The 12,455-nt window shown below is 36.2% G+C and carries 10 protein-coding genes; 6 read left to right on the top strand and 4 right to left on the bottom strand.

Annotated features, from left to right (window positions below; translation table 11 throughout):
• Positions 1–10 precede the first annotated feature (10 nt).
• Positions 11–2,485: a bifunctional UDP-N-acetylmuramoyl-tripeptide:D-alanyl-D-alanine ligase/alanine racemase gene (locus tag GQR60_RS12405; RefSeq protein ID WP_124993224.1), complete on the top strand. Its 2,475-nt coding sequence runs from the start codon at positions 11–13 to the stop codon at positions 2,483–2,485.
• Between the two features lie 203 nt (positions 2,486–2,688).
• Here GQR60_RS12405 and GQR60_RS12400 read toward each other — a convergent pair whose 3' ends face one another.
• Both GQR60_RS12400 and GQR60_RS12395 read right to left on the bottom strand, forming a co-directional pair.
• The gene (locus tag GQR60_RS12400; protein ID WP_124993223.1) at positions 2,689–3,405 is read right to left on the bottom strand and encodes a Crp/Fnr family transcriptional regulator; all 717 of its coding nucleotides are present in this window, start codon (positions 3,403–3,405) and stop codon (positions 2,689–2,691) included.
• Positions 3,406–3,560: 155 nt separating this feature from the next.
• Positions 3,561–5,207 (bottom strand): NAD+ synthase, encoded by a 1,647-nt coding sequence (locus GQR60_RS12395; protein WP_124993222.1) that lies wholly within the window; start codon positions 5,205–5,207, stop codon positions 3,561–3,563.
• Between the two features lie 298 nt (positions 5,208–5,505).
• On the opposite strand from GQR60_RS12395, the gene gldB reads away from it, so the two are divergent.
• Genes gldB through GQR60_RS12380 form a run of 3 tightly spaced genes read left to right on the top strand, consistent with a single transcriptional unit; the run spans position 5,506 to position 7,871 of the window.
• Complete coding sequence (gene gldB, locus GQR60_RS12390) at positions 5,506–6,519, top strand: gliding motility lipoprotein GldB (protein ID WP_124993221.1); 1,014 nt, start codon at positions 5,506–5,508, stop codon at positions 6,517–6,519.
• A gap of 11 nt (positions 6,520–6,530) precedes the next feature.
• Positions 6,531–7,304, top strand: coding sequence for a nitrilase-related carbon-nitrogen hydrolase (locus GQR60_RS12385; RefSeq protein WP_124993220.1), 774 nt, complete (start codon positions 6,531–6,533; stop codon positions 7,302–7,304).
• 9 nt (positions 7,305–7,313) lie between these two features.
• Positions 7,314–7,871, top strand: a complete 558-nt coding sequence (locus GQR60_RS12380; RefSeq protein ID WP_124993219.1) for a 5-formyltetrahydrofolate cyclo-ligase — start codon at positions 7,314–7,316, stop codon at positions 7,869–7,871.
• A 48-nt stretch (positions 7,872–7,919) separates the two neighbouring features.
• Here the strand turns inward: GQR60_RS12380 and GQR60_RS12375 are convergent, their stop codons facing one another.
• Together GQR60_RS12375 and GQR60_RS12370 are read right to left on the bottom strand one after the other, a co-directional pair.
• The gene (locus GQR60_RS12375; protein WP_096429549.1) at positions 7,920–8,090 is read right to left on the bottom strand and encodes a DUF362 domain-containing protein; all 171 of its coding nucleotides are present in this window, start codon (positions 8,088–8,090) and stop codon (positions 7,920–7,922) included.
• 201 nt (positions 8,091–8,291) lie between these two features.
• Positions 8,292–9,473, bottom strand: a complete 1,182-nt coding sequence (locus GQR60_RS12370) for a M20 metallopeptidase family protein (RefSeq protein ID WP_124993218.1) — start codon at positions 9,471–9,473, stop codon at positions 8,292–8,294.
• A gap of 428 nt (positions 9,474–9,901) precedes the next feature.
• On the opposite strand from GQR60_RS12370, the gene GQR60_RS12365 reads away from it, so the two are divergent.
• Together GQR60_RS12365 and meaB are read left to right on the top strand one after the other, a co-directional pair.
• A complete protein-coding gene (locus tag GQR60_RS12365) occupies positions 9,902–11,002 on the top strand; it encodes a DUF1573 domain-containing protein (protein WP_101311401.1) in 1,101 nt (366 codons plus the stop codon).
• A 257-nt stretch (positions 11,003–11,259) separates the two neighbouring features.
• Positions 11,260–12,387: a methylmalonyl Co-A mutase-associated GTPase MeaB gene (meaB, locus tag GQR60_RS12360; protein WP_124993217.1), complete on the top strand. Its 1,128-nt coding sequence runs from the start codon at positions 11,260–11,262 to the stop codon at positions 12,385–12,387.
• Positions 12,388–12,455 lie beyond the last annotated feature (68 nt).

The following is a 12,455-nucleotide window of genomic DNA, read 5'->3' as shown; positions in this document are numbered from 1 at the left end:
TGGATGTATTATGACTGTTGCGCAATCATATACTATTGAATCGGTAGCTTCTATCACAGGAGGTGTTTGTTATGGGAAAGAAAATCTCATTGTTAAAACCCTTTCGATAGACAGCAGGTCGTTACAACTTCCGGGAGAAACACTTTTTTTTGCTTTAGTTGGTGCGCGGCACGATGGTCATTTATACATCAAAGATTTGTATCAAAAAGGGGTACGCGCATTTGTTGTGAGTAATTCTGAAAGTACAGATTTAAAACAGTATCCTGAGGCCGGCTTTGTTTTGGTTCACGACACGCTTATTGCCTTGCAGAATTTGGCCGAAAATCACCGAAAGAATTTCTCTTTTCCCGTAATAGGAATTACCGGCAGCAATGGAAAAACCATTGTAAAAGAGTGGCTGTATCAGTTGTTGAATGAATCGTATTCTATTGTTCGTAGTCCCAAAAGCTATAATTCTCAGGTGGGAGTTCCGCTTTCTGTCTGGAACATGAACAGTGAGGCCAATTTGGCTATTTTTGAGGCTGGTATTTCTCAACCGGGAGAAATGGATCAACTCTCAAAAATTATTCAACCTACCTATGGGATTTTTACTCATTTTGGGGATGCACATCGCGAGAATTTTAAGGATGAAGTTCAGAAATTAGAAGAGAAGATAAAATTATTCTCTTCCTGCGATTCGATTGTGTATTGTGCCGATAATAAACTTGTAGATGAATCTTTAAAGTCCCGGTATGGACAGAATAGAGAATTGATTTCCTGGTCAAGAAATCAGGCTGCCAATTTGATGGTTGTTTCGGAAGAAATAAAAGGGAACCGAACATTCATTAAAATCAAATATAAGAAGGAAACAAAAGAGATAAATTTGCCTTTTAGTGATAAAGCCTCAATTGATAATGCAATTACCTGCTGGCTCTGTTTGCTAAACCTGAATGTTGATGATGAAACCATAAAAGAACGATTCCCGAAATTAGAACCAGTTGCCATGCGATTGGAAATCAAAGAAGGAATAGGTGATTGTACACTAATTAATGATTATTACAATTCAGATTTGGGTTCGCTTGGAATTGCCTTGGATTTAATGAATCAGCAGCAAAAAGATAAGAGCAAAACCATTATTTTATCAGATATTTTTCAATCGGGTTATACAAATCATCAGCTTTACAAGGCGATATCCAAATTGCTCGAACAGAAGAAAATAAATCGTCTGATTGGTATTGGGGAAGGTATTTCGTCGCAATCTAAACTATTTACCTGCAATGCTTCTTTTTATCGCTCAACCGATGTATTTCTGGCAGATTTGAATCGAAATCAGTTTAAGGACGAAATTATTCTGATAAAAGGAGCAAGAAATTTTCATTTTGAGAGAATTTCAAATGCGCTTCAATACAAAGCACACCAAACGGTTCTGGAAGTGAACTTAAATGCCATGGTTCACAATCTGAACTACTTCCGTTCCTTATTAAAACCAAGTACCAAACTGGTGGTAATGGTGAAAGCTTTTTCTTACGGAAGCGGATCAACCGAAATTGCTAATTTACTGCAATATCACCGGGTTAATTATTTAGCCGTTGCCATAGCCGACGAAGGTGTTGAACTAAGAAACGCAGGAATCACGATCCCAATTATGGTGATGAATCCGGAGCCTCACAGTTTCGACACCATGATTGAGTATCGCCTTGAGCCAGAAATATACAATCAGACTATTTGTCTTGAATTTGAAAAAGCATTAAAGCGAAATGGAGTAAGAAACTATCCTATTCACATAAAACTGGATACAGGAATGAATCGTTTGGGTTTTGTTCATCACGATATTGATACTTTGTTGTCACTGATTGTGAACAATGATCATTTCTTTATCAGTTCTGTATTTTCCCATTTGGCGGGTGCAGATGAGCAGCAACACGATGATTTTACGACTAGGCAAATTGATTCGTTTACCCAATGGAGCGATCAAATATTGTCGCAGTTTTCGTATCCTATCGATCGGCATATTTTAAATTCAGCCGGTATCGAACGTTTTCCGCAAGCACAATTCAATATGGTTCGTTTGGGAATTGGTCTTTATGGAATCAGTGCCATACATCAGGAAAAACTGATGAATGTGAGTAGTTTAAAAACTACAATTTCGCAGATAAAAGAAGTGTCGAAAGAGAATACCGTAGGTTACGGACGAAAAGGGCAATTACAGACCGATACGCGCATTGGAGTTATCCCAATAGGTTATGCCGATGGTTTCAATCGTAAACTGAGCAACGGCCTTGGAAAAGTAATGGTGAATGGGCAATTGGTGCCCGTTGTTGGCAATATTTGCATGGATATGAGTATGATCGATTTGACCAATACCGATGCTAAAGAAGGAGATTCCGTTCTAATTTTTGGCGACGATTATTCGGTAAGTAAATTGGCCGAACAATTGGATACCATTCCCTACGAAATTCTCACCACCATTTCGCGACGGGTAAAACGTGTTTATTTTCAGGAATAAAAATATTTTGGGTGTTCCCCTCGTTCCTCGTGGCGGGCTTTTCACTCCTATTCCTCGCTCATTCTTCGCTGTGGGGTATCCGTTATAATCCCTAACACACAGGGTTCGAATATTTGTTCAGCTTTTGTTGCACCTGCTAATTACTACTGCAAAATAAAAGCCATCCCTAACGAGATGGCTTGCTATATTTTAAGAAGCAGCTCTTATCCAAGTTTACTAACCCGGTCTAATCTAACCTTATCTAAAATCTTAATTTTCCGGCCATCAATTGAAATGATTCCTTCGCTTGCAAAAGTGGAAAGTGTACGAATTGCATTTGATGTTGTCATATTCGATAGGTTAGCGATATCTTCTCTCGAAAGATAAACCTTAATGGTTGCTTCATCATCTTCAAAACCATAAGTATCACGAAGAAAAAGCAGCGATTCAGCCAATCTTCCTCGAATGTGTTTCTGAGTAAGGGTGATTGTTCTGTTGTTTGAAAATCCTAATTCGGTAGAAAGCGAACGTATAATGCACAAAGAAAGGTCAGAATTGGGTTTAATAAATTTCAGCATCAATTCGTAGCTAACTGTACAGGTTATAGAATCTTCAATTGCAACAGCCGAAGCAATGTTGTTTTCTTCGGCAAAAAGTGCACGGTATCCAATAAAACCAATAGGTTTTGCCATTCGAACAATTTGCTCGCGACCGCCTACGCCTTCTTTAAATATCTTTACTTTTCCTTCAGACAAACAAATAAGCCCAATTGGTCTTTCACCTTCTTTGTAAATGTATTCACCTTTCTTAAAAAAAGAACAGGTCATGTTCGCCATTAACTCTTCTTTTTCAGAAGGAGTTAGAACATTAAATACTGAACTCGAATTATTAATTACTTCCCCACAAATAATCTCTCTGGATTTTCTATCATTCTCAATCATATACAAGGTGGAATATGGATTTAAAATACGTTGTATGTTTTAAAACACTTCAAAAGTATATAAATGAAATGAAATGTGAAAATGAATACAGAAATAATTCATTATTTAAGTGATGTTCGACAACATGCTGTTAAGTAGGTGTTTATACCCATTAATTAGTGTTTTGCTACTAAGGGGATTTTCCGGCCAAAGCCAAAAGCCTTCGATGAAACGCGTAAAATAGGCGGAGTCTGGAATCTTTTGTATTCATTCATATTGACTAACCTAAGGGCTTTTTGAACCGTTGCTCTTTCAAAACCATCTTGAATAATTTCTTCTGAAGACATATTTTTTTCTATATATCGAAATAAAATGCCGTCTAACACATCGTAATCTGGTAAAGAATCCGAATCTTTTTGATCGGGACGTAATTCGGCTGATGGTGGTTTTACAATTGAGTTTTCTGGAATTACCTCTTTATCTTTATTGATGAACCAGGCCAATTTGAAAACATCGGTTTTGTAAACATCTCCAAGTACCGATAAGCCACCATTCATGTCTCCATACAATGTGCCGTATCCAACTGCCGATTCACTCTTATTTGATGTGTTTAGAAGGATGTGTCCAAATTTATTCGATAAGCCCATAACTAATGTTCCTCTTATGCGAGCCTGTATATTTTCTTCAGCAACATTAAAAGGGAGATCGCCGAATATTGGACCTAAGGATTTTTGAAATTCCTGAAAAATATTCTGAATTGGGACAATATCGTATTGAATGCCTAAGTTCTCTGCTAAATCTACCGCGTCTTTTATGGAGTGATCCGAAGAGAATTCGGAAGGCATCAGCAGAACCCGCACATTTTCTTTACCAAGAGCTCGTTCTGCCAAAACCACTGTTACTGCCGAATCAATTCCGCCTGAAAGCCCCAGTGTTGTTTTGGTGAATCCCATTTTTCCGAAATAATCTTTCAGACCTAAAACCAAGGCATCATGAATTTTTTCTATGTAATTTACATTTCTGGCTTCTGCTTTTTGATTTTCAATTGCTTCAAGATCAACTATCTGATAGTCTTCCTCGAAATAATTTAATCGTTTGGCTACTTCTCCCTTCGAATTCATAACCAAAGAGTCACCGTCAAAAATTAATTCGGTGTGCGCTCCAATCTGATTGACGTAGAATATTGGAAGTTGATATCTTTCCGAAGTTGCCTTCAAAATATTGGTTCGCAAATCCTGCTGATTATAGGAAAATGGCGATGCTGCAATGTTTACCACAAAATCAGGATTGAGTTTGCTTAGCTCTTCCATTGGTGAAATTGTGTACAATGCTGATTTTGCAAAGTTGTTGTCTACAGGTTGGGTTTCCCATAAATCTTCACAAATAGTGAGTGCAATTTTTTTTCCTTTCAATTCAACCAAAGAGAATTCTGTATTGGGTTCAAAGTACCTGTATTCGTCGAAAATATCGTAATTAGGCAACAGAGTTTTATTATGAATACTCTCAATTTTCCCGTTGGAAATGAAATAAGCAGAGTTGTATAAATTTTTCCCTTTCGGATGAGGATTTACTGATGGCCCTCCAATTACGGCAGCAATATCAATGCAATGCTCCGCTACTTTTTGAAGTGCCGATTTAGATTTCTCAACAAATTCCTTACGTTCCAGTAAATCTTTTGGCGGATATCCACAAATGGCTAACTCTGAAAACAGAACCAAATCTACGCCGCTTTTGCGTGACTTATTGATTGCTGAAATAATTTTTTCAGTGTTGCTCTCGAAATTACCAATATGATAGTTTAATTGGGCTAATGCTATTTTCATACTTAAAAGATATGATTCCCGAAATATTTCAGGATGAGAAGAAAGATCATTTAATCTGCTGTCTCATTTTAATAATTGAATACTTTAAAGCTGTATTTGTTTTCAGCTTAGCAAATTTAGTGATAAAAATATGGAATAGGTATTCCTTCTGTCAGCAAAAACAAAACCGTGGCAAAATTAATTAATCCTTGTATTTATTAAGGCATTGTAAGGAAAAACCAATTTTTGAACCGGGCTTAACTTATTTTTAATATTTTTGAGAAACACAAAAACAAATACCTACAATTAAATCATAAGAATGCAGTTAAATCACTACAAAAATACAAGTGCGAGTATTTTAATCTTGTTGCTGGGTTTTCTTTTTTCATGTAATTTGGACACTAAAAGTCCTGATGTTTCAAATATTGATTTGGAAGTGAAAATTCAAAGATTTGAGCAAGAGCTTTTCGCGGTAAAACAGGAATCAGATTTAAATAAGTTAAGACAGCAATATCCTGATGTATTGCAATTGTATAGTAATAAAGTGATTGGTCTGGGAGATTCAGATGATTCTGATTATATGGTTTATTTGAATAAGTTTTTAACTGATTCAACAATGAACCAGGTTGCTGATAGCGTTGCAAAAAAGTTTCCGACTCTGGATAAAGAAGAAAAGGAATTGACAAATGCTTTTAAATATTTAAAGTACTATTTTCCGGAAAAGCAGATCCCAAATTGTTATTCTCAAATTTCAGGATTTAATCAGTCGATTGTTGTTGCCCAAAATTTGATTGGAATAAGCTTGGATAAGTATTTGGGAAAAGATTGTGCATTTTATTCCTATTTGGGAACGCCAATGTATGCAAGAGAAAATATGATTCCTGAAAGAATTGTTCAGGATGTTGTGCTTGCTTACGCTTTAACTGAATTTCCTTTTACTCCGCTAAAAGATGATTTAATCAGCAATATGATTTATCAGGGAAAAATAAGATACTTTTTACAAGCCATGATGCCCCAAAAGAGTGAGGCCGATGTGATGAAATATTCGCAAAATGAATTGGAGTGGTGTGAGGAGAATGATGAGTTGATGTGGGGATATATTATTGAGCAAAAACATTTGTTTACAAGCGAATACCGCACAGTAATTAAGTATATAAACGATGGGCCTTTTACTCCGGGAATGCCACAGGAATCACCTTCCAGAACCGGTATTTGGATTGGATGGCAAATTGTAAAAGAATACATGGCAAAACATCCCGAGGTAACTATAAATCAGTTAATGACTAATAAAGATTATGCTGCAATCTTACGGGAATCTGCTTATCAGCCTTAAAATGATCAAAAATGAAAATAGCTTTGATTCAATTTGCACCTGTCTTTGGTGATCTGAAATCAACGATAGAGTCTTTAAAGGTATTGTTATTTAGAGCAAAAGAAGCCGATTTAGTTGTTCTTCCGGAACTGGCCAATACCGGCTATAATTTCGATTCGAAAGAAGAAGCTTTTGAGCTGTCGGAAACAGTAAATGACAGTGTTTTTCTTGATTTTATTCAGGAATCGTGCATGCAGTATAATTTTACCGTTGCCACTGGATTTTCTGAGAAGGATGGTGATCAATTGTATAATTCAGCTGTTTTGATGAATGCAACAGGGCTTGTTGGAACCTATCGGAAACTTCATTTGTTCATGAATGAAAAAAATATTTTCGAGAAAGGAAATTTAGGTCTTCCTGTTTTTATTGTTGATGATGTTAAAATAGGAATCCTGGTTTGTTTCGATTGGATGTTTCCTGAAGTTTGGCGTAAATTAGCTTTGCAGGGAGTCGATTTAATTCTTCATCCTTCAAATTTGGTATTGCCATATGCACAATCTGTAATTCCTTCCTATGCATTGGTGAACAGAATTTTTATTGCCACAGCAAATCGAATTGGAACGGAAAAAGAACTTTCTTTCACAGGTCAGTCTATTATTGTGAATCCAAGAGGAGAAGTTCTTGCTAAAGCTGATAAGCTGGAGCAGATTTTGTTTGTTGATATTGATCCGAAATTGTCCAGAGATAAAATGATTACGAAGAACAATGATGTTTTTAAAGATAGAAGAACTGATATTTATGAATAAGAGCCAGAAATGAGTGTGTTAAAACGAAATATTGAAGAGGAAAAAGCAAGAATCCGAAAGGAGATAAGAGCTGTAAAGCAAAATTATTCTTTTGAGCAGAAAAAAGAGTTGAGCTTACCTATTTTGAAACGTTTGGAACAGCTTCCGGAATTTATCCAAGCCAAAACAGTAATGCTTTACTGGTCGATGAAGGATGAGGTTTATACTCACGATTTTGTTTGCAAATGGGCCAACGAGAAAAAAGTGATTTTGCCTAGTGTAAAAGGAGAAACATTGGATTTGAAACTTTTTGAAGGAGCGGATCAGCTGATAGAAGGTGAACATTATGGGATTCCTGAACCTGAGGGGGCTGTGTTTATGAATGAGGACGAAATTGATCTGATTTTGATTCCTGGAATTGCTTTTGATCGGGAAAAGAATAGGATGGGTAGAGGAAAAGCCTATTACGACAGGTTGTTACAGTCGTTAAGTTCTTTTAAGGTTGGTATTTGTTTCGATTTCCAGATTTTGGATCATGTACCAATTGATGAGCATGATATTAAAATGGATGAAATTGTATTTCAATAAAAAAGCCAGTGATTATCTCACTGGCTTTTTAATATCGCTAAATTACGATTATTCTGCGTGAATAGCTTCCACAGGACAAGCGTCAACGCAAGTACCACAATCAGTACAAAGATCAGCGTCGATTACATAATGCTCATCACCCATAGAAATTGCTTCAACAGGACATTCTCCTTCGCAAGAACCGCAAGAAATACAGTCGTCGTTAATTACGTAAGCCATTTTCTTTAAATTTTTAGTGTTAATACTATCACAAATGTAATATCATATTTTTAATGGAGAAACAATTTCGCCGAGAATTATATTATTTTGAAACAGATTAAATAATGAAGAATAAGCTTAGGTAAATAATTTGCACTCTCTATTGTGCAGAATTAAAGATGTTTGTTTTTTTAATTGGTTGATTTTAGCTTATTACGAGAACTATTTGTTTAAATATGAAATCGCTAACCACGCCATTGTACTCATTGATGTTCGTAAAGAATCATCATTTGCTTCGAAAGTTGAAGTGTGCAAAGAGCCGTTTTTTTCCGATTGGACTCCAAAACGATAAAAAGTAACAGGATATTTCTGTGAATAGAAGCCAAAGTCTTCGGTGGTCATTCTAATATCCATATTTACAACTTTTTCTTCGCCCAGTAATTCAATCGCATTTATTTTAGCTTCATGAGTGAGGTCTTCGTGGTTGACTAAAAATGGATAGCCATGACGAATGTCTACTTCGCATACCGCACCCATTCCTTTGGCTGTTGATTGAGCTATGTCTGCAATTAATTGTTTGGCCTTAGCTCTCCATTCTTCATTCATGGTACGAAAAGTTCCTTCTATTTTCACTTCATCCGGAATGATGTTGGTCGCTCCGTCAGCAATCATTTTTCCGAAAGAAAGCACGGTTGGGATTCTTGCATCGCAATGGCGGCTGACAATTTGCTGCAATGCTACAATTATATGGGAGGCTATAAGAATTGTATCTGTGCATTTGTGTGGCATGGCGGCATGTCCGCCTTTGCCTTTAACGGTAAGATATATTTCATCACCGGATGCCATATACATACCAGATCTAAATCCTATAGTTCCAGCAGGCATATCCGGTAAAACGTGCTGACCAATTATCCATTCCGGCTCAGGTTGTAAAGCTCCTTCTTCCATCATTAATTTGGCACCACCAGGTAATAACTCTTCTCCAGGCTGAAAAATCAGTAAAATAGTACCTTCCCATTCACTTTTGAATTCCGATAGGATTTTGGCTGTTCCAAGCAGACTCGCCATGTGCATGTCGTGTCCGCAGGCATGCATAACACCTTTGTTACGAGAGCAGTATTTATTATCCGGATTTTCATTAATGGGCAAGGCATCCATATCAGAACGAAGTGCAATAACCTTCTTAGCAGGGTTTTTTCCTTCAATTTTCCCAACAATACCGGTTTTGACAAAGCCATACTTATAGGGAACTCCTAACTCACTCAAATAATTTTGAATAAATTTAGATGTTTCAAATTCTTCGAAAGAAAGTTCAGGATGAGCGTGCAGATGAGCTCTTATTTCTTTTATTTCATCATTAATCTGTTCTGAGAATGCTAATATTTTGGTTTTTAGTTTTGTCATTTGTGGTTATTGGTTAATTTACTTCAAATCAATTTCTTGTTTGGTTGATTAGTGTCGCGTGGTAATATTTAGGTATTTGAAATCTCACCTCAATCAAACACAAATCTACTAAATAGTTACAACAGATAGAAAGGTAAGCAATTTTGAAAGAAAATAATTTTGAACAGATAAACTTGGTTCGGTTTTTGTTTTTGGATACTGAAGAAATTCACTAATATTTTAGTATCCATAATCTTGAAAAATAAATAGAAAATATGTTATGGTTGCCTTTTGATTTGACTTAACAACTATTTAACGATATTTAGGTTTTCTTTTAGTGAAAAATAATTAATTTTGTTTGTTTGGCTAAATTTTCAAGGATTTTTTGAACTCTTTAAATTGTTTGCCGTAATATACAAGATCATTGTAAATTAAAATAATTAATTGTTATGAGTAGAAAAGTATTTTATTTGTTGGTTGTTGCTATTCTAGGAAGCACATTGTCTGTGTCTGCTCAGGATGCTGCGCCAGTAATGAAATTTGACACAAAGGAGTACGATTTCAAGACTTTTAAGGAAGAAGATGGATTAACATCTTACTCGTTCGAATTTATTAATACCGGAAATCAGCCGGTTATTATTAACCAGGTACGGTCCTCCTGCGGATGTACATCTCCGGAATGGAGTAAGGAACCTGTTGCGCCGGGACAGAAAGGCTTTGTGAAAGCAACTTTTGATCCTAAGAATCGTCCGGGGCCATTCAATAAGTCGATAACGATAACTGCAAATACGAATCCAGCAATTACTATATTAAGAATTAGTGGTAATGTAATTGCCAGAGAAAAAACTGTGGCTGATTTGTATCCAAGAGAAATGGATGGACTGCGTTTGCAGAACAATCATCTTTCTTTTACTAAAGTGAAAAATACAGAGGTAAAAGATGCTTCAATGGAAGTTTATAATGATAGTGACAAACCAATAAGTATTGGATTTAAAAGAGTACCTGCTCATTTATCTTTGAAGATGGTTCCTGAAACATTGCAACCAAAACAAAAGGGTCAGATTATTGCGACTTACGATGCCAGCAAGAAAAATGACTGGGGATTTGTGATCGATTATTTAGATGTTTTAATCAATCAGGAATATAAATCGGGTAACCGGCTAACTGTTAGTGCTAATTTGGTTGAGGATTTTTCAAGTTTATCGAAATCGGAATTAGCTAATTCTCCAAAAGTTGAATTTGTAAAGGATGTATTTGATTTTGGAGAATTAACTCAAGGTGAAAAAGCAGAATATTCTTTCACAATGAAGAATATGGGTAAATCTGATTTGATTATCAGAAAAACCAAAGCTTCATGCGGATGTACAGCTATTGCCCCGAGCACTAAGATTGTTAAAGCAGGTGAAGCATCGGAAATTAAAGTGGTATTTAATTCCAGAGGAAAAAGAGGCCGTCAAAATAAAATGATCACTGTGATTACTAACGACCCTGTTGATTCGGAAGTAAAACTTCGTATTTCGGGAAATGTTGTAATGCCTAAAACGAATTAAGCGAGATTCTAAAATTAAGTTGTGAAACGTCCATGCAAAGGTGTTTTGACACACAGAGGGATGATTCCAGAATGGTAATTCCGAGCTTTCGTGACTATATAGCAACTAAAAACAAATTATAACCATATGAAAGGCTTTTCCATCAGGAAAAGCCTTTTTTGTTGCTGACAAACATATGCACTTTTCATGATGTTTACTAAATCATTACTTTGTAAATTTATAACTTCGCAAACAGAAACGAAAGGAAATTTCTTGTCATGACAGATAAAAATAAAAGAGATCATATCGAAAATGCACCTGATTACAAGGCGCTCAAAGTAAACAAAGGGATAAGTAAACCACCGTCTATTAATCCAAAGATCGCAGAAAGGCTTATCATGAATAAGCGTAAAAAACATTCTGTTGAGGATTATGTGCAGGGAATTTTAGATGGGAATATTGGGATGTTAAGTCAGGCAATAACTCTTATCGAAAGTTCAAAACATGAACATCAGTCCGTAGCTCAGGAGATTATTGAAAGGTGTTTGCCTTATTCTGGAAAGTCCGTCAGGATTGGAGTAACAGGAGTTCCTGGAGCGGGGAAAAGTACCTTTATTGAAGCATTTGGAAAACATGTAACTGGACATGGGCATAAATTGGCAGTATTGGCAATTGATCCAAGTAGTGAAAGGAGCAAGGGGAGTATTTTGGGAGATAAAACGCGAATGGAAGAGTTGGCTGTTGATCCCAAAGCTTATATCCGGCCTTCACCTTCGGCCGGATCTTTGGGTGGAGTTGCACGTAAAACCCGCGAAAGTTTAATTCTTTGTGAAGCCGCTGGTTTCGATACAATTTTGATCGAAACAGTTGGTGTAGGACAGTCCGAAACAGCTGTACATTCTATGGTAGATTTCTTTTTACTGATTAAAATTGCCGGTGCCGGTGATGAATTGCAGGGAATTAAGCGGGGAATTATGGAGATGGCCGATGCGATCAGCATTAATAAGGCTGATGGGAATAATATTCACAAAGCTCAATTGGCAAGAGTTCAATTCGAAAATGCCCTGCATCTATTTCCTCAATCACCTTCGGGGTGGATTCCTAAAGTTCTTACTTGTTCGTCTATCGAGAAAACCGGTATTGATGCGATTTGGGATAATATTTTGGAGTATTGCAGTCATACGCAGCAAAATGGATACTTTGATCAGCGAAGAAGCGAACAGGCTAAATATTGGATGTATGAAACTATTAATGAACAGTTACGTGATAGGTTTTATCATTTAGAATCAATAAAAGGGCAAATTCCTGATTTTGAGAAGAAGGTTTTGAAGGATGAGATGAGCTCTTTTGTTGCGGCACACAAACTATTGGATGCTTATTTTAGTGATGTAAATAATAAAGAATAAAGCACTTGGTTTACTGAAAAACTTTTCTTTTTATTGTTTTATTTGGTAGTTTTAATGTCTAATAAAAA

Source organism: Labilibaculum euxinicum (assembly GCF_009795715.1).
Taxonomy (GTDB): Bacteria; Bacteroidota; Bacteroidia; order Bacteroidales; family Marinifilaceae; genus Labilibaculum; species Labilibaculum euxinus.
This window is presented reverse-complemented; position numbering and strand designations above follow the sequence as displayed.